Source organism: Citrobacter sp. Cpo142 (assembly GCF_030332425.1).
GTDB lineage: Bacteria > Pseudomonadota > Gammaproteobacteria > Enterobacterales > Enterobacteriaceae > Citrobacter > Citrobacter portucalensis.
On sequence record NZ_JAOWHW010000126.1, the window covers coordinates 22,884 to 40,988 of the forward strand.

14 protein-coding genes are annotated in these 18,105 nt (G+C 50.0%); 5 read left to right on the forward strand and 9 right to left on the reverse strand.

The window, feature by feature from the left end:
• Positions 1–51 precede the first annotated feature (51 nt).
• The 5 genes from rpsA to OGY18_RS15105 form a co-directional block, all read right to left on the reverse strand.
• Complete coding sequence (rpsA, locus tag OGY18_RS15085) at positions 52–1,725, reverse strand: 30S ribosomal protein S1 (protein ID WP_003035776.1); 1,674 nt, start codon at positions 1,723–1,725, stop codon at positions 52–54.
• Between the two features lie 113 nt (positions 1,726–1,838).
• Complete coding sequence (gene cmk, locus OGY18_RS15090) at positions 1,839–2,522, reverse strand: (d)CMP kinase (RefSeq protein ID WP_003831921.1); 684 nt, start codon at positions 2,520–2,522, stop codon at positions 1,839–1,841.
• A 171-nt stretch (positions 2,523–2,693) separates the two neighbouring features.
• Complete coding sequence (gene aroA / locus OGY18_RS15095; protein ID WP_003831919.1) at positions 2,694–3,977, reverse strand: 3-phosphoshikimate 1-carboxyvinyltransferase; 1,284 nt, start codon at positions 3,975–3,977, stop codon at positions 2,694–2,696.
• A gap of 69 nt (positions 3,978–4,046) precedes the next feature.
• On the reverse strand, positions 4,047–5,135 hold the full coding sequence (gene serC / locus OGY18_RS15100) for a 3-phosphoserine/phosphohydroxythreonine transaminase (protein ID WP_063940621.1): 1,089 nt from the start codon (positions 5,133–5,135) through the stop codon (positions 4,047–4,049).
• Between the two features lie 212 nt (positions 5,136–5,347).
• Positions 5,348–6,040, reverse strand: coding sequence for a DUF421 domain-containing protein (locus tag OGY18_RS15105; protein ID WP_003831913.1), 693 nt, complete (start codon positions 6,038–6,040; stop codon positions 5,348–5,350).
• A 136-nt stretch (positions 6,041–6,176) separates the two neighbouring features.
• On the opposite strand from OGY18_RS15105, the gene ycaO reads away from it, so the two are divergent.
• From ycaO to pflA, 4 genes are all read left to right on the forward strand, one after another.
• The gene (gene ycaO / locus OGY18_RS15110; protein ID WP_286553509.1) at positions 6,177–7,937 is read left to right on the forward strand and encodes a 30S ribosomal protein S12 methylthiotransferase accessory factor YcaO; all 1,761 of its coding nucleotides are present in this window, start codon (positions 6,177–6,179) and stop codon (positions 7,935–7,937) included.
• A gap of 404 nt (positions 7,938–8,341) precedes the next feature.
• The gene (focA, locus tag OGY18_RS15115; RefSeq protein WP_003831909.1) at positions 8,342–9,199 is read left to right on the forward strand and encodes a formate transporter FocA; all 858 of its coding nucleotides are present in this window, start codon (positions 8,342–8,344) and stop codon (positions 9,197–9,199) included.
• Between the two features lie 59 nt (positions 9,200–9,258).
• Positions 9,259–11,541: a formate C-acetyltransferase gene (pflB, locus tag OGY18_RS15120; RefSeq protein WP_003035753.1), complete on the forward strand. Its 2,283-nt coding sequence runs from the start codon at positions 9,259–9,261 to the stop codon at positions 11,539–11,541.
• 310 nt (positions 11,542–11,851) lie between these two features.
• Positions 11,852–12,592, forward strand: coding sequence for a pyruvate formate lyase 1-activating protein (gene pflA, locus OGY18_RS15125; RefSeq protein WP_003035751.1), 741 nt, complete (start codon positions 11,852–11,854; stop codon positions 12,590–12,592).
• Positions 12,593–12,710: 118 nt separating this feature from the next.
• Here pflA and OGY18_RS15130 read toward each other — a convergent pair whose 3' ends face one another.
• Positions 12,711–14,132: an amino acid permease gene (locus OGY18_RS15130; RefSeq protein ID WP_003035749.1), complete on the reverse strand. Its 1,422-nt coding sequence runs from the start codon at positions 14,130–14,132 to the stop codon at positions 12,711–12,713.
• A gap of 213 nt (positions 14,133–14,345) precedes the next feature.
• Positions 14,346–15,494, reverse strand: a complete 1,149-nt coding sequence (locus OGY18_RS15135) for an MFS transporter (RefSeq protein ID WP_149384733.1) — start codon at positions 15,492–15,494, stop codon at positions 14,346–14,348.
• Between the two features lie 385 nt (positions 15,495–15,879).
• Between OGY18_RS15135 and ycaC the strand changes: the two genes are divergently transcribed.
• Entirely contained in the window at positions 15,880–16,506 is a 627-nt protein-coding gene (gene ycaC / locus OGY18_RS15140) for an isochorismate family cysteine hydrolase YcaC (RefSeq protein ID WP_003035746.1), read from the forward strand.
• A 110-nt stretch (positions 16,507–16,616) separates the two neighbouring features.
• On the opposite strand, the gene OGY18_RS15145 is transcribed toward ycaC, so the two are convergent.
• Positions 16,617–17,480, reverse strand: coding sequence for a dimethyl sulfoxide reductase anchor subunit family protein (locus OGY18_RS15145; protein ID WP_003831906.1), 864 nt, complete (start codon positions 17,478–17,480; stop codon positions 16,617–16,619).
• A gap of 1 nt (position 17,481) precedes the next feature.
• The gene (gene dmsB, locus OGY18_RS15150; RefSeq protein WP_003831905.1) at positions 17,482–18,099 is read right to left on the reverse strand and encodes a dimethylsulfoxide reductase iron-sulfur subunit DmsB; all 618 of its coding nucleotides are present in this window, start codon (positions 18,097–18,099) and stop codon (positions 17,482–17,484) included.
• Positions 18,100–18,105: the final 6 nt, after the last annotated feature.

Below are 18,105 nucleotides of genomic sequence, written 5' to 3' on the forward strand. Positions count from 1 at the left end.
CTCGTCACCCTTTGTGCCGTTAACAGCACAAAGGATTTAGAGCACTCGATATTACTCGCCTTTAGCTGCTTTGAAAGCTTCAGCCATTGCGTTGTTAGAGAAGTTAGCATCTTCCTGTTTGTTAACAGTTGCGATTGCATCTTTCTCATCAGCTTCGTCTTTAGCACGAACAGACAGGCTGATTGCACGGTTCTTACGATCAACGCCGGTGAATTTAGCTTCAACGTCGTCGCCTACGCTCAGAACCAGAGTTGCATCTTCAACGCGGTCACGTGAAGCTTCAGAAGCGCGCAGGTAACCTTCAACGCCGTCAGCCAGTTCTACGGTTGCGCCTTTAGCGTCAACTGCAGTGACTTTACCGTTTACGATTGCGCCTTTCTTGTTCAGTGCAACCCAGTTGTTGAACGGATCTTCTGCGAGCTGTTTAACGCCCAGAGAGATACGCTCACGCTCTGCGTCAACCTGCAGAACAACTGCTGCGATTTCGTCGCCTTTTTTGTATTCACGAACTGCTTCTTCGCCTGCAACGTTCCAGGAGATGTCAGACAGGTGAACCAGGCCGTCGATGCCGCCGTCCAGGCCGATGAAGATACCGAAGTCAGTGATAGACTTGATTTTACCTTCAACACGGTCACCCTTGTTGTGGGTTTCCGCGAACTGCTGCCATGGGTTGTTTTTGCACTGCTTCAGACCCAGGGAGATACGACGACGTTCTTCGTCGATATCCAGAACCATAACTTCCACTACATCGCCAACGTTAACAACTTTGGACGGGTGGATGTTTTTGTTGGTCCAATCCATTTCGGAAACGTGAACCAGGCCTTCAACGCCTTCTTCGATTTCAACGAAGCAGCCGTAGTCGGTCAGGTTGGTCACGCGACCAGTCAGTTTGGTACCTTCCGGATAACGCTTAGCGATAGCTACCCATGGATCTTCGCCCAGCTGTTTCAGGCCCAGAGATACACGAGTACGCTCGCGGTCGAACTTCAGCACTTTAACAGTGATTTCGTCGCCAACGTTTACGATTTCGCTCGGATGCTTAACGCGTTTCCATGCCATGTCGGTGATGTGCAGCAGGCCGTCAACGCCACCCAGATCAACGAATGCACCGTAGTCAGTGAGGTTCTTAACGATACCTTTAACTTCCATGCCTTCCTGCAGGTTTTCCAGCAGCTGATCGCGTTCTGCGCTGTTTTCGGATTCGATAACGGCACGACGGGAAACAACAACGTTGTTACGCTTCTGATCCAGCTTGATTACTTTGAATTCAAGCTCTTTGCCTTCCAGGTGCAGCGTGTCGCGGACCGGACGAACGTCTACCAGGGAACCCGGCAGGAACGCGCGAATACCATTCAGCTCAACAGTGAAGCCACCCTTGACTTTGCCATTGATAACACCAGTAACGGTTGCAGCTTCTTCGTAAGCTTTTTCCAGCGTGATCCAAGCTTCGTGACGTTTAGCTTTTTCACGGGACAGCAGGGTTTCACCGAAGCCGTCTTCTACTGCATCCAGAGCAACGTCAACTTCGTCACCAACCTGGATTTCCAGCTCGCCCTGGGCGTTTTTGAACTGCTCTGCCGGAATGGCGGACTCAGATTTCAGACCAGCGTCAACCAGTACTACGTCTTTGTCGATAGCAACAACAACACCACGAACGATGGAACCCGGACGGGTTTCGATTTCTTTTAAGGATTCTTCAAACAGTTGAGCAAAAGATTCAGTCATGTTTAATCTTCAGGTTTCATATTTAACGTCCACCTGGCTCCATGCCGGATGGGGTTGTTTAACATACCCGCTGTCAATCCATTGCAACGGGGGTACTGCAAATTCGGTCGCACTTAAGCGAGAGCCAGTTTTTGGCGCGCGTATTGTAACGCTTTTTCAATCACTTGCTCAATGCTTAATCGGGTTGAATCCAAAACTAAAGCATCAGCAGCGGGAACCAGCGGCGCTACAGCACGATTACGATCGCGATAATCGCGTTCTTCGATCTCGGCCAAAAGGCGTTCAAAGTTAACACTAAAGCCCTTCTCCTGCAACTGTAGCATACGTCTATGCGCACGTTCTTGCGAGGAGGCGTCCAGAAAAATTTTCACCGGCGCATCCGGGAACACCACGGTGCCCATATCACGTCCATCAGCAATCAGACCAGGGGATTCGCGAAATGCGCGTTGACGACGTAATAACGCTTCACGCACGCGGGGAAACGCCGCAACCTGAGAGGCGGCATTCGCTACTTCCTGAGTACGTATTTCACCGCTGACATCTTCACCTTCAAGAATGACTTCCAGGTTGCCGTCTGTTGAGATAAAACGCACATCAAGGTGTGAGGCAAGCGGTACCAGAGCATCTTCAGATGTGACATCAACATGGTGATGTAACGCTGCGAGCGCCAGTACGCGGTAGATCGCGCCTGAATCTAACAGATGCCACTGCAATGCTTCCGCCATTGCCTTGCACAAGGTGCCTTTACCTGCACCACTTGGGCCATCAATGGTAATAACCGGGGCAATTGCCGTCATCTTTTTCTCCTTAAAAGGGCGTACATTAACGTGAACGCCGCGCATTATACGCGCCAACGCCAACGATCGTTATCTTTGTGTGAAAAATGCAGAATCATTGAAGCTGAGTGTAGAATAAATAGGCAATCGGAGATGTCAGAATGTGCCGCACCCGAAAGTGCGGCAATAAAATCAGGCAGATGTACTAATACGAGCAAGCTGTTCGAAATAATCCGGGAAGGTTTTGGCGGTACATTTTGGGTCAAGAATGGTCACCGGCGTGTCAGACAGCGCCACCAGCGAGAAACACATCGCCATGCGGTGATCGTTGTAGGTCGCGATGTCCGCAAATTGCAATGTTGCAGGCGGGGTGATGCGGATAAAGTCATGCCCCTCTTCCACTTCCGCGCCAACTTTGCGTAACTCCGTCGCCATCGCGAACAGACGATCGGTCTCTTTGACGCGCCAGTTGTAGATATTACGTAATGTCGTGGTGCCTTTAGCGAACAGCGCCGCCGTTGCAATGGTCATCGCCGCATCAGGAATATGGTTCATATCCATATCCACTGCGTTCAACTCGCCGTGAGTACAGGCAATAAAATCGTCTCCCCATGTAATGGTTGCACCCATTTTCTCCAGTACATCGGCAAAACGAATATCACCCTGCATGCTGTTGCGGCCAATCCCGGTAACTTTTACCGTACCGCCTTTAATAGCACCCGCCGCAAGGAAATAGGAAGCGGAAGAAGCATCACCTTCAACCAGGTATGCACCCGGTGACTGATACTGCTGCTGCCCCTTCACGACAAAGCGCTGGTAGTTTTGATTTTCAATTTCAACACCAAACGTTTTCATCAGGTTCAGTGTGATATCAATGTAAGGTTTGGATACCAGGTCACCTTTAATTGCGATCGTCGTATCCTGCGGCGCCAGCGGCGCAGTCATCAGCAACGCAGTGAGGAACTGGCTGGAAACGCTACCGTCTACCTCAACCTGGCCTCCGGTAAAGCCACCGCGCAGACGTAAAGGTGGATAGTTTTCCTGCTCCAGATAGTCAATTTTGGCTCCGCCCTGGCGCAACGCATCAACCAGATGGCCAATCGGGCGCTCTTTCATGCGCGGTTCGCCCGTCAGCACGATGTCATTGCTGCCCAGACATAACGCTGCGGCCAGCGGGCGCATTGCGGTTCCGGCGTTACCAAGGAACAGCTCAACTGCACCTTCTGCGTGCAACACACCGCCATTGCCAACTATCTCGCAGCGGGTACGATCGGCAGAAAGGGTATAGCTAATCCCTAACGCATTCAGAGCATTGAGCATATGGCGAACATCATCGCTGTCCAGCAGATTGGTCAGGACAGTGGTGCCATTGGCTAATGCAGCCAGCAGCAAAGCGCGGTTAGAAACACTTTTGGATCCAGGCAGATTGATGGTGCCATCCACCCGCGCAATGGGTTGTAACGTCAGGGATTCCATGAAACTCGACTCTCAAAAACAGACATAAAAACCCCACAGACGAGCTGTGGGGATGAAAAGTACAGCAGATTAGCCGCGGCGGCGTTCGAAATCGACCATGAAATCGGTCAGTGCTTTAACACCTTCAAGCGGCATGGCATTGTAGATGGACGCACGCATACCGCCGACTACACGATGCCCTTTCAGCGCGTGCAGGCCCGCAGCAAAAGACTCTTCCAGGAACAGTTTATCCAATGCGTTGTCAGCCAGCTGGAACGGTACGTTCATGCGTGAACGGTTGGATTTCGCCACATCGTTACGGTAGAAATCGCTGTTATCGATTACGCCGTAGAGCAATTCCGCTTTTTGCTGGTTAATTTTATCCATCGCATTAACACCGCCCTGCTTTTTCAGCCATTTAAAGACCAGGCCAGACAGATACCAGGCAAAGGTTGGCGGCGTATTGAACATGGAATCGTTGTCATTCAGCACGGTATAGTCGAGGATTGACGGGCATGAGACATGAGCTTTACCCAGCAAATCTTCACGGACGATGACAATCGTCAGGCCGGCCGGGCCGATATTTTTCTGTGCCCCAGCATAAATTACGCCATAACGGCTAACGTCAAGCGGTGCGGAAAGAATGGTAGAGGACAGATCCGCCGTGACCACAACGTTGCTGGCAAAATTCGGCGTTTCATCGATCGCAATGCCATCGATGGTTTCGTTCGGGCAATAGTGCAGGTATGCCGCGTTATCAGAAAGTTGCCATTCACTCATCGGCTTAACAGCACGCAGGCCGTCCACGGTGACTTTGGCATCAATAACGTTTGGCGTGCAGTATTTTTTCGCTTCTTTAATTGCGCTGGCGGCCCAATAACCGGCATCGACGTAATCCGCGGTGGTTTTATCGCCCAGAATATTTAACGGTATACCCGCGAATTGCCCACGACCACCACCATGGCAGAACAACACTTTATAGTTGGAGGGGATGCTGAGAAGATCGCGAAAATCCTGCTCCGCTTCCTCTGCGACCTGGATGAACTCTTTGCCACGGTGGCTAATTTCCATCACTGACGTGCCAAGACCGTTCCAGTCACAAAGATCCTGTTGAGCCAGTTTAAGTACTTCTGCCGGTAACATTGCCGGACCTGAACTAAAATTGAAGACCTGAGCCATTTCCCCTCACCACGTTGTGTTGTTGTCCAATCAACATCCTGTCATTGACGATAATCCGGTGACAGACATTGGTATAAGTTATTCCTGTGGATATCGGTTTTATCATTCAGTGACACGCGCCGCAATGGGTAAAACTGGCAAGGGTAAAAATGTGTCATCGGTCACACAACAGAATCTATCGGATTGACGGGTAAAAACCGAGATTTTTGCTGTCAGGTAACCCGTTTTGCCCGACTGGCCTTCGACCATTCTGGATTTGCACAGCGCGGACATAATTGATGATCTCCGGCGCTCATTTGCACCACTTCGCTACAACGTATGCAGGCATAGTCCCCTGCTTCAGGTATTACTTTAAATCGTTGCGTACAACGTTTAGGCAGAATACTGAGCCCCGGCTTTACGTCTTCATCAGCAAAGAAGTAGACGCTGATTTGCCCATTCGTCTCCAGAATAGCCAGTTTCACTTGTCCCAATTGCTCCACGCCGTTCAAACGCAGTTCCATAAAGAATTCAAATTCCGTCATATTGGCGCTATTGAGCTTTGACCATGCCAGCTCGCCGTCTTCAATGATCACGACGGGTTTGCCCTCCAGCAGGTCCTCCATTTTTTCACTATGTGCCATTAGCCACATTACCAGCCGATACAGCACAGCAAGAGTAATAAAGACCACCAGCACCGGCAGCATCGGAACATCGTCATAAAACGCCACGTCTCCCGCGGCGGAACCCAGCGTAAGGATGATAAGGACTTCAAAAAGCGACATCTGGCGTACGCCACGACGTCCGGTGATTTTTAAAAACAGAAAAACCAATATAAAGGTGTAAAGGCTGCGTAGCGCAACTTCCCCCAGAAAATCCATGGGCACCTTATCAAGCGCCATACGGTGTAAATCGAAAGCTTTCATTAATATGCTCTAAACGTGATTGGCTGTAAGAAAGCATAGCCAATGCTTTTATTTACGCATGGGCTCCGGCGACGATAGCGCCGTTCATTGAAAACCCGTATCATTGCGCGCTTTCCGTACGACAAAAGTGATTTTCATGACGCAAACATTTATCCCCGGCAAAGATGCCGCTCTGGAAGACTCCATCGCTCGCTTCCAGCAAAAATTGCTCGACCTCGGTTTTCAAATTGAAGAAGCTTCGTGGCTGAATCCCGTCCCTAACGTCTGGTCTGTACATATTCGCGACAAAGAATGCGCGCTGTGCTTCACCAATGGTAAAGGCGCGACAAAAAAAGCGGCGCTGGCTTCTGCGCTGGGTGAATACTTTGAGCGTCTGTCGACTAACTACTTCTTTGCAGATTTCTGGCTGGGCGAAACTATCGCCAATGGCCTGTTCGTGCATTATCCGAACGAAAAATGGTTCCCGCTGACTGAAGAAGACGATGTTCCAGAAGGTTTACTGGATGCGCGTCTGCGTGCGTTTTACGATCCAGATAACGAACTGACCGGCAGCATGCTTATCGATCTACAGTCTGGTAATGAAGAACGTGGCGTCTGCGGCCTGCCGTTTACCCGCCAATCTGATAACCAGACCGTCTACATTCCGATGAATATTATCGGCAACCTGTATGTTTCTAACGGCATGTCTGCGGGTAACACACCTAACGAAGCTCGCGTTCAGGGCCTGTCTGAAGTCTTTGAGCGCCATGTGAAGAACCGTATTATCGCCGAAAGCATCAGCCTGCCGGAAATCCCGGCCGAGGTGATGGCGCGCTATCCGGCAGTGGTGGAGTCCATCGCCACACTGGAAGCGGAAGGTTTCCCAATTTTTGCCTACGATGGCTCGCTGGGCGGCAAGTATCCGGTGATTTGCGTTGTCCTGTTCAACCCGGCCAACGGTACCTGCTTTGCCTCCTTCGGCGCACACCCGGATTTCGGCGTTGCGCTGGAGCGTACCGTGACTGAACTGCTGCAGGGCCGTAGTCTGAAGGATCTTGATGTCTTCACCCCACCGACCTTCGACGATGAGGAAGTGGCAGAACATACCAACCTTGAAACTCACTTCATCGATTCCAGCGGTCTGATCTCCTGGGATCTGTTCAAGCAGGATGCCGACTATCCGTTCGTTGACTGGAATTTCTCTGGCACCACGGAAGAAGAGTTCGCCACCCTGATGGCCATCTTCAATGCTGAAGATAAAGAAGTGTATATCGCTGACTATGAGCACCTGGGCGTTTACGCGTGCCGCATTATTGTTCCGGGAATGTCTGACATCTATCCGGCAGAAGATCTGTGGTTAGCCAACAACGCTATGGGCACCCATCTGCGTGACACCATTCTCTCGCTGCCAGGCAGTGAGTGGGATAAAGAAGACTACCTCAATCTGATTGAACAGTTGGATGAAGAAGGTTTTGACGACTTCACCCGCGTGCGCGAGCTGCTCGGTCTGGCGACCGGTGCGGATAACGGTTGGTACACCCTGCGTATTGGCGAGCTTAAAGTGATGCTGGCGCTGGCCGGTGGCGATCTGGAGCAAGCCCTGGTGTGGACCGAATGGACGATGGAATTTAACGCCTCCGTCTTTAGCGCGGAACGTGCAAACTACTATCGCTGCCTGCAAACATTGTTGCTGCTGTCTCAGGAAGAAGACCGTCAGCCGCTGCAGTATCTGAACGCATTCGTCCGCATGTACGGCGCTGAGGCGGTTGAAGCGGCAAGTGCGGCACTGAGTGGTGAAGCGCCGTTTTATGGACTTCAGCCAGTAGACAGCGATCTGCACGCATTCCCGGCACATCAGTCTCTGCTGAAAGCCTATGAGAAATTGCAACGCGCGAAAGCGGCACACTGGTCAAAATAGTGACAAACAACCTGCCTCGAGTAGGCTAAATGTATTGTCTGAGCTATATTACGGGGCGCTTAAAGCGCCCCGTTTTTTATTTTGGTCAAACCAAAAAATAAATGTAAAGGCAAGGTTAAATATTAGTAGTTGATATTAAAAAATTTAGCTTATTAATGTGGTTTTTTATCTCAATTACTCCATTTTAATTAACCGTCCCATAGGAGGCTGAAAGAAAAAATTCAACTCACTTTATAATTTTTAAAATTTATTTTTATATGGATAATCAACATGTTACACCGTAATCGCATAAAAACCATGCGTCTTACGGGCCTATAAGCCAGGCGAGATATGATCTATATCAAATTCTCATCTATAATGCTTTGTTAGTATCTCGTCGCCGACTTAATAAAGAGAGAGTTAGTGTGAAAGCTGACAACCCTTTTGATCTTATTCTACCTGCTGCAATGGCCAAAGTTGCCGAAGAAGCAGGCGTCTATAAAGCAACGAAACATCCGCTTAAGACGTTCTATCTGGCAATTACTGCCGGTGTATTCATTTCAATTGCCTTTGTTTTCTATATCACCGCCACAACCGGCACTGGTACTATGCCTTTCGGCATGGCGAAATTAGTAGGTGGTATCTGCTTTTCCCTGGGGCTGATCCTTTGTGTTGTCTGCGGTGCAGACCTCTTCACTTCAACCGTACTGATCGTCGTTGCTAAAGCCAGTGGTCGTATTACCTGGGGTCAGTTAGCGAAAAACTGGCTTAACGTTTATGTCGGCAACCTGATTGGCGCCCTGATCTTTGTGTTACTCATGTGGCTTTCTGGCGAGTATATGACCGCCAACGGCGCATGGGGGCTCAACGTTCTGCAAACAGCCGACCACAAAGTGCACCATACTTTTGTTGAGGCAGTGAGCCTTGGTATCCTGGCTAACCTGATGGTGTGTCTGGCCGTATGGATGAGCTACTCAGGCCGCAGCCTGATGGACAAAGCGTTTATCATGGTATTACCGGTCGCAATGTTTGTTGCCAGCGGTTTTGAGCACAGTATCGCAAACATGTTTATGATCCCTATGGGTATTGTAATACGCGATTTCGCCACCCCGGAATTCTGGACCGCAGTTGGGTCTTCTCCGGAGAATTTTTCTCACCTGACCGTGATGAATTTCATCACCGATAACCTGATTCCGGTTACGATCGGTAACATTATCGGCGGCGGTTTGTTGGTCGGGTTGACATACTGGGTCATTTATCTGCGTGGTAACGATCATCATTAATCTGTTGATGCCCATTACACGCAGTAAATAAAAAATCCACTTAAGAAGGTAGGTGTTACATGTCCGAGCTTAATGAAAAGTTAGCCACAGCCTGGGAAGGTTTTACCAAAGGTGATTGGCAGAATGAAGTAAACGTACGTGACTTCATTCAGAAAAACTACACTCCGTATGAGGGTGACGAGTCCTTCCTGGCTGGCGCAACTGATGCGACCACTGCACTGTGGGACAGCGTGATGGAAGGCGTTAAACAGGAAAACCGCACTCACGCGCCTGTTGACTTTGACACCTCCGTTGCTTCTACCATCACTTCTCACGACGCTGGCTACATCAACAAAGCGCTCGAGAAGATTGTTGGTCTGCAGACTGAAGCTCCGCTGAAACGTGCGATCATTCCGTTTGGCGGCATCAAAATGGTTGAAGGTTCCTGCAAAGCGTACAATCGCGAACTGGACCCGATGCTGAAAAAAATCTTCACCGAATACCGCAAAACCCACAACCAGGGCGTATTCGATGTTTACACAAAAGACATTCTGAACTGCCGTAAATCCGGTGTTCTGACTGGTCTGCCAGATGCGTATGGCCGTGGCCGTATCATCGGTGACTACCGTCGCGTTGCGCTGTACGGTATCGACTACCTGATGAAAGACAAATACGCTCAGTTCGTCTCTCTGCAGTCCGATCTGGAAAACGGCGTAAACCTGGAAGCAACTATCCGTCTGCGTGAAGAAATCGCTGAACAGCACCGCGCTCTGGGTCAGATCAAAGAAATGGCTGCTAAATATGGCTGCGATATCTCTGGTCCGGCTACCAACGCTCAGGAAGCTATCCAGTGGACTTACTTCGGCTACCTGGCCGCAGTTAAATCTCAGAACGGTGCAGCAATGTCCTTCGGTCGCGTATCCACCTTCCTGGATGCTTACATCGAACGTGACCTGAAAGCAGGCAAAATCACCGAGCAAGACGCACAGGAAATGATCGACCACCTGGTCATGAAACTGCGTATGGTTCGCTTCCTGCGTACTCCTGAATATGATGAACTGTTCTCCGGTGACCCGATTTGGGCAACTGAATCAATCGGTGGTATGGGCGTTGATGGCCGTACTCTGGTTACCAAAAACAGCTTCCGCTTCCTGAACACCCTGTACACCATGGGTCCTTCTCCGGAGCCGAACATCACTGTTCTGTGGTCTGAAAAACTGCCTCTGAACTTCAAGAAATTCGCCGCTAAAGTGTCCATCGACACCTCTTCTCTGCAGTACGAGAACGATGACCTGATGCGTCCGGACTTCAACAACGACGACTACGCTATCGCTTGCTGCGTAAGCCCGATGGTTGTTGGTAAACAAATGCAGTTCTTCGGTGCGCGTGCAAACCTGGCGAAAACCATGCTGTACGCAATCAACGGTGGCGTTGATGAAAAACTGAAAATGCAGGTTGGTCCTAAATCTGAACCGATCAAAGGCGACGTTCTGAACTTCGACGAAGTTATGGACCGCATGGATCACTTCATGGATTGGCTGGCTAAACAGTACGTCACCGCGCTGAACGTTATCCACTACATGCACGACAAGTACAGCTACGAAGCCTCTCTGATGGCGCTGCACGACCGTGACGTTATCCGCACCATGGCGTGTGGTATCGCTGGTCTGTCCGTTGCTGCTGACTCCCTGTCTGCAATCAAATATGCGAAAGTTAAACCGATTCGTGACGAAGACGGTCTGGCTATCGACTTCGAAATCGAAGGCGAATACCCGCAGTTTGGTAACAACGACTCTCGCGTTGATGACATGGCGGTTGACCTGGTAGAACGTTTCATGAAGAAAATTCAGAAACTGACTACTTATCGTAACGCTATCCCGACTCAGTCTGTTCTGACCATCACCTCTAACGTGGTTTATGGTAAGAAAACTGGTAATACCCCAGATGGTCGTCGTGCTGGCGCGCCGTTCGGACCGGGTGCTAACCCAATGCACGGTCGTGACCAGAAAGGTGCTGTTGCCTCTCTGACCTCCGTTGCTAAACTGCCGTTTGCTTACGCTAAAGATGGTATTTCTTACACCTTCTCTATCGTTCCGAACGCTCTGGGTAAAGACGACGAAGTTCGTAAGACCAACCTGGCTGGTCTGATGGATGGTTACTTCCATCACGAAGCGTCCATCGAAGGTGGTCAGCACCTGAACGTGAACGTCATGAACCGCGAAATGCTGCTGGATGCGATGGAACATCCGGAAAAATATCCGCAGCTGACCATCCGTGTTTCTGGCTACGCAGTACGTTTTAACTCCCTGACTAAAGAACAGCAGCAGGACGTTATTACTCGTACCTTCACTCAGACCATGTAATTGGTTTTGACTGAAATCGTACTTTAAAAAGCGTACAATAAAGGCTCCACGTAAGTGGGGCCTTTTTAATAGCCTGCTTTGTCAGCTATCTATACTTATATACTCGATGGATTTCGAGGTGCATTGAGGCGGCAACGGAGTGAATCCCCTGGAGCGTACAGAAGTAGGTGACTGGGGTGAGCGAAGGAAGCTAACAAAGATGCAGCTTGAAAGACGAAAAGTATGGATAGCAGCCAAAACAGACTCGACACAGTTAATAACTGTGCACTAACACTGGCCCCGGATGGGCCACACCTGGAGAAACACCGCAATGTCAGTTATTGGTCGCATTCACTCCTTTGAATCCTGTGGCACTGTTGATGGCCCGGGCATCCGCTTTATTACCTTCTTTCAGGGCTGCCTGATGCGCTGCCTGTATTGCCATAACCGTGACACGTGGGATACACACGGCGGTAAAGAAGTCACCGTCGACGAATTAATGAAAGAGGTGGTGACCTATCGCCACTTTATGAACGCATCCGGCGGCGGCGTGACGGCGTCTGGCGGCGAAGCTATCCTGCAAGCTGAATTCGTACGTGACTGGTTCCGCGCTTGTAAAAAAGAAGGTATTCATACCTGTCTGGATACCAACGGTTTTGTTCGCCGCTACGATCCGGTGATCGATGAGTTGCTGGAAGTCACCGACCTGGTCATGCTCGATCTCAAACAGATGAACGATGAAATCCATCAGAATCTGGTCGGCGTATCTAACCATCGCACGCTGGAGTTCGCGCGTTACCTGTCAAACAAAGACATCAAAGTGTGGATCCGCTATGTTGTCGTACCTGGCTGGTCTGATGACGATGACTCCGCACACCGCCTCGGCGAATTTACCCGCGATATGGGTAACGTTGAAAAAATCGAGCTGCTGCCTTACCACGAGCTGGGCAAACACAAATGGGTGGCAATGGGCGAAGAGTACAAACTGGATGGCGTCAAACCACCGAAGAAAGAGACCATGGAGCGCGTGAAGGGCATTCTCGAGCAATATGGACATAAAGTGATGTATTGAGTTTTAGCCACCACGAAACGGCTGCCCTGAACGGCAGCCGTTTTGCTATATAAGCGACAATATTTGAGTCGAAGGCGCGGTTAACAGGAGAAAGCGACGCTATCTCCTGCCCTCGTCTTTAGCGCCCTCTTCTCGCCAGTAGCGGGAAAATCAATCCCAGTCCAACCAGCACAAATGGCGTCACGATATTCAGCGTGAGCTGGAATGTCCACTCAGGGGTAAAGGCTTCCATTTTCGGGAAGATCCCGGTCAGACAGGCAAATGCGGTAAAGGCAAAGCACCAGATCCCCACGGTCATCGCAAGCGAGCGGTTGCGAATAAAGACATATTCCGATTTATATTTTTGCGCCAGGCGAATAACGGCAATGAACGCCACAAATACCCATAAATAACGCAATGGCATCACGACAGAGTTAAGATTCAATAGCCATTTATACAGGTTGTTCATGTCGCCAATTCCCAGTGTTGGCAACATAATCAGAATCGCTACCAGCACCAGCGTCAGAATATAACCATTGACTGGCGTACCGGAAGCGTTGGTTTTACACAGGCTCTCGGGAATATATTTACGATCAGCATCACCCAGAAGAACTTTAAGCGGTGCATCAATAGAAAATACCAATGCCGCAATCTGTCCCAGCGTATTGGCAATCGCGTAAATAACCATCAGCGAATTACCCATACCATAATACTCACCCAATTTCTGGAAGGCGTAATATTGACCATTCGTCATCAGGTCATCTGGAATATGCCGGGAGTCAAACATCATTCCCATAGCCAGCGACCCGAGAATCGCGCATACCGCTACCATAACAGCCAGAACGAGCATCCCTTTTGGAAATTCTTTGCCCGGATTACGTGTCTGATTAACGTATGGCGAAATTTTCTCCGCACCGCCCACGGCAAAGACCAGCATGGAGATCGTAGTAATGTAGGTAAAATCGATGTGCGGGATAAACGATTCCCAGGTGATATTGGTTGTCGCTATTTGCACATCCGTAATTGCAGGCGCGGTTACCGCCATCACGACATACAAAATGGACATCACAAACATCGCGATGCCAGCAACTGACCCAACAATTTTCAGTGACTTCATGCCACGGGACGCAACCCACATGAAAAAGACAAACAGCGCCAGCGTCAGTCCCTGCAACGCCACGACGGTGTACTCTTTAATCAACGAACCATCGCCCTTCAGCGCCCATCCCAGCGCAATCAGAATAGCCTGCGGTTTTTGCGCCAGATAAGGTATATGCACAACCCAATAGGTCCAGGCAGCAAGATAGGCCAACCCTGGCCCCATGGTATGTTTAATCCAGGTACTGACGCCGCCTTTACCCTCTTTAAAGGTTGAGCCAAGCTGCCCGACGATCAACGCATAAGGAATAAAATAGAGCGCGAAAATAAATATCCAGGAGGAGACAACAACCAATCCCTGATTAGCATAGTTGTTGACGACGTTACCAAAACCCCAGACGGTAATAAATGACATCAATGCAATGTTGTACCATCGCAATTGTTTTTCCTGCACACCAGCCATACGCAATCCTTTGTGGAAGCTTTTTGATTATCAATATATGAGGCGTGGGATTATGCGCGGTAAAATGAGCGAGCGGAAACGGCAGGATGTAAAACTATAACCTTCTGCACACTTTATTTTCAGGACAGACGTGTGCAATTAAATAATGCAGGTTCCCATAAAGCATACATAAACAGTATGTATGGGAACCTGTTCATATTCTGTTAAATCAGGTCAAATGTGCGCAATAGAATTAGGCGTATGGCCCGTCTTACGCAACAGCATCAGTAAATAAATAAACGATACGCTGGCGATCATGATAAACAGCAAGCTATCTGAATAATTCTGCATCAGCATCGCAGTAAATGAAGGTCCCAGCAGGCTGCCCACGGTATAGCTCAATAACAATGCCTGATTCATGGCGACCAGCTGATGATGTTCCACCTTTTCACAGGCCCAGGCCATCGCGACCGGGTAGAGGGTAAAGCCTGCCGCACCCAACATAAACAACGCGGGCGCCATCGCCGCCTGGTTCAGCATGGCGATACTCCCGACGATCACCACGAAGACCTGGACGCGTAAAACCAGCAGACGTCCCAGCTTGTCCGCCAGACGGCCAATCGGCCATTGACCCAGAATACCGGCACTTACCAGGACCGCCATCCAGAAACCAATGCTGGCGTTGCTCACCCCCTGATGGTTGAGATACAGCGGCATCAGGCCATACAAAGACCCCAGCACGATCCCGGAAATAATGCAGCCATTAACGCCCAAGCGCGCCTGACGCAACCTCAGCATGGAGACAATAGGCGTAGACTGCTGTTCATCGCCCTGCTGATTAGCAATGCGCGTAAAGAGCAGTGGCAAAACACCCGCCAGGATAGTACCCGTCACCCACGGCAGGACGTTCATCAATTCTGTTGATACTTTACTAACCAGCAGTTGGCCTAAAAACGTTCCCACATAATAGATCATCATATAGGCGGCAAGTAACCGTCCGCGATTACGGGACGTCCCGCTGCACATCAGCGCGCTTTCCACGACCACCCAGATCATGGCGCAGCCAACACCGGCGACAAAACGCCATATCATCCAGCTCCAGAATCCCACCATAATCCCCAGCCCGACACAGCCCGCGGCGAAAATAAGCGAGGCGATGTAATAGCTGCGATTAAAACCAAGGTGTTTTATTAAATAACCTGTCAGCAACGTCCCTACCAGATTACCGGTAAAGTAAGACGAGCTCACCACGCCTACCTGCCAGGTGGGCAGATTTTCATGGGCGAGCCAAAGCGGGACGAGCGTGTTTAACACGGCGATCGCCAGGGTCAACAGAAGTAGCCCGCACAGCAATAGCATGACGGGACGGGTATAGGTGGACATGAATAAAAACCGTGAGGAAGTTCAAATTTCATGCGCATCATGCCACTGCTAAAAACATTGTCAATCGGCGGAATCAGAGGGCTGAGGCGCTTTCTGGTCGTTCGATTTGCATTACTGATTCTTAATGTGAATAGATAAAAAATACAAAAACACATCTGCTTGTTTTTATTGATCTAAAACAAAAATCTCGCGTTACGTTCAGTCGAAAAATTTCATGGACTCCCCTTACTTTTATTTCTTACTAAACTCTATGCGGGATGCTGAGCTGCATTGTCTTCAAAATAGAACAGTGAGTTCCTATTTATCTATCTAATCCAAATATCGTTCTTTTCGTAGACTTAAACTCATCAAATTTCCCCCACTGATACTGAACAGGAGAAATACCATGACTAAACCTTACGTAAGACTTGATAAAGACAATGCGGCAGTACTGCTGGTCGACCATCAGGCTGGCCTGCTCTCTCTGGTTCGGGATATCGATCCCGATAAATTTAAAAACAACGTGCTTGCGCTCGGTGACTTAGCAAAATACTTCAACCTCCCAACCATTCTGACAACCAGTTTTGAGACAGGACCAAACGGACCGCTGGTACCGGAACTGAAAGCTCAATTTCCCGATGCGCCCTACATTGCTCGCCCAGGAAACATTAACGCATGGGATAACGAAGATTTCGTGAAAGCAGTAAAAGCGACCGGCAAAAAGCAGCTGATTATCGCTGGTGTCGTGACGGAAGTTTGCGTCGCTTTCCCAGCGCTCTCGGCTATTGAAGAAGGTTTTGACGTCTTTGTTGTCACCGATGCTTCAGGCACGTTTAATGAAATTACCCGCCATTCAGCATGGGATCGGATGTCTCAAGCAGGCGCTCAATTGATGACATGGTTCGGAGTAGCATGCGAACTGCACCGCGACTGGCGCAACGATATCGAAGGTCTGGCGACGTTGTTCTCTAATCACATTCCGGATTATCGCAATCTGATGACCAGCTATGACACGTTAACTAAGCAGAAGTAAAGACTGGGGCAAAACCCTAGCCTGACATGTAGCCGGATAGCGCGCAGCTTTGAGGCCTACGGATATTGTAGGCTTGATAAAGCACGAGCCGCCATCCGGCATATTATGGATTAACTCGCCACCGCCATACCGACGGTCATATGCAGCCCGTAGAACACGCCACGACCAATCAGCTCGCCGACTAACAGCAGAATAAACGCGACAGAAAGCAACGGAACGGCAGGCTGGTAACCCTTCACTTGCGGTACTATCCAGCAGCATAGCGCTAAGGCCAGTGCCACAATCCGCCACGCCATCAGCGAACCGTAATCCGGAACCAGCGCAGAGGCCTGTTGAATCGAACTGTGGATTGTCGCCAGTTCAGTCCCCTGCATTACCGACATGATGGCGCTCACGACCAGAGCAAGCACTGATATAGCCGGCAGCAGACGCATCGCCCAACCATCCACGCCAGCAATTCTCAGTAACAGATATCCCAGCAGCGGACCGCCCATAAACATCGTCAGGAAGAAGCCCAGCGGTGTCCAGACGCTGTACCAGGTCGGTACGGTATCGATGGTGTTATACACGCGCACCATCATCCAGACAAAAACCACACCCAGCACCATGGTGACAACTAACCACAGATTGCGTAATGCGGGCGACATTTTCTTCAACATAGCCAGCAGCCAGCCGATACCGCCAACGGCAAAGAAGAGTGAGCCGCTGGCAATTTCGTTACTCAACGCAGATGACCCAACGCGATTGAGTGAGTTAAAGGCGCGCATCGGTGAGCCCAAATGGAGCATGGAAGCAATAAATCCAATGCCCATTAATACCCACAGCCCAAACATGCAGGTAATTACGCGTTGCTGCGATTCTGGGCGTAAGCCCCCTTTCATCAACGCCAGCGCCAGAACGATAAAACCGCCAACCACACACTGCCCGAAGACCGTGAAGATCATCAGCGGCCATTCATGCCATCCACTTCCCATCTTACACCTCCTTCGGATTAGCCAGATAACCTGTGGTATCGCCGGTCGGGCGGCTATTGGCGTTAGGTTTGATAACAATGCTCGGTTTGGTAAAGTGCGCGCCCGGCAATGGCGCAACCGCAGCCAAAGTACCGTGTTTTTTGCGCAGTTCATCAATTGGGCCAAAATCCAGCGCACGCAGTGGACAGGACTCGACGCAAATAGGTTTCTTACCTTCAGCGACGCGCTCATGGCAACCATCGCATTTGGTCATATGTCCTTTGTCAGCATTATACTGTGGTGCGCCGTAAGGACAGGCCATGTGGCAATAGCGACAGCCGATGCACACATCTTCATCGACAACGACAAAGCCATCTTCACGTTTGTGCATCGCACCGCTCGGACACACTTTGGTACAGGCCGGGTCTTCACAGTGGTTACACGCAATGGAGAGGTAATAGGCAAAGACGTTCTGATGCCAGACGCCGTTGTCTTCCTGCCAGTCACCGCCCGCGTACTCATAAATGCGGCGAAAGCTGACTTCAGGGGTTAAATTTTTGAAATCTTTGCACGCCAGTTCGCAGGTTTTGCAACCGGTGCAACGGCTGGAATCAATAAAAAATCCATACTGGGTTGTCATCGGTTA

Bases quoted from the DNA above. Each gene is read 5' to 3' on its own strand.
- rpsA (WP_003035776.1), bottom strand. From the start codon at position 1,725: ATGACTGAATCTTTTGCTCAACTGTTTGAAGAATCCTTAAAAGAAATC.
- cmk (WP_003831921.1), bottom strand. From the start codon at position 2,522: ATGACGGCAATTGCCCCGGTTATTACCATTGATGGCCCAAGTGGTGCA.
- aroA (WP_003831919.1), bottom strand. From the start codon at position 3,977: ATGGAATCCCTGACGTTACAACCCATTGCGCGGGTGGATGGCACCATC.
- serC (WP_063940621.1), bottom strand. From the start codon at position 5,135: ATGGCTCAGGTCTTCAATTTTAGTTCAGGTCCGGCAATGTTACCGGCA.
- OGY18_RS15105 (WP_003831913.1), bottom strand. From the start codon at position 6,040: ATGAAAGCTTTCGATTTACACCGTATGGCGCTTGATAAGGTGCCCATG.
- ycaO (WP_286553509.1), top strand. From the start codon at position 6,177: ATGACGCAAACATTTATCCCCGGCAAAGATGCCGCTCTGGAAGACTCC.
- pflB (WP_003035753.1), top strand. From the start codon at position 9,259: ATGTCCGAGCTTAATGAAAAGTTAGCCACAGCCTGGGAAGGTTTTACC.
- pflA (WP_003035751.1), top strand. From the start codon at position 11,852: ATGTCAGTTATTGGTCGCATTCACTCCTTTGAATCCTGTGGCACTGTT.
- OGY18_RS15130 (WP_003035749.1), bottom strand. From the start codon at position 14,132: ATGGCTGGTGTGCAGGAAAAACAATTGCGATGGTACAACATTGCATTG.
- OGY18_RS15135 (WP_149384733.1), bottom strand. From the start codon at position 15,494: ATGTCCACCTATACCCGTCCCGTCATGCTATTGCTGTGCGGGCTACTT.
- ycaC (WP_003035746.1), top strand. From the start codon at position 15,880: ATGACTAAACCTTACGTAAGACTTGATAAAGACAATGCGGCAGTACTG.
- OGY18_RS15145 (WP_003831906.1), bottom strand. From the start codon at position 17,480: ATGGGAAGTGGATGGCATGAATGGCCGCTGATGATCTTCACGGTCTTC.
- dmsB (WP_003831905.1), bottom strand. From the start codon at position 18,099: ATGACAACCCAGTATGGATTTTTTATTGATTCCAGCCGTTGCACCGGT.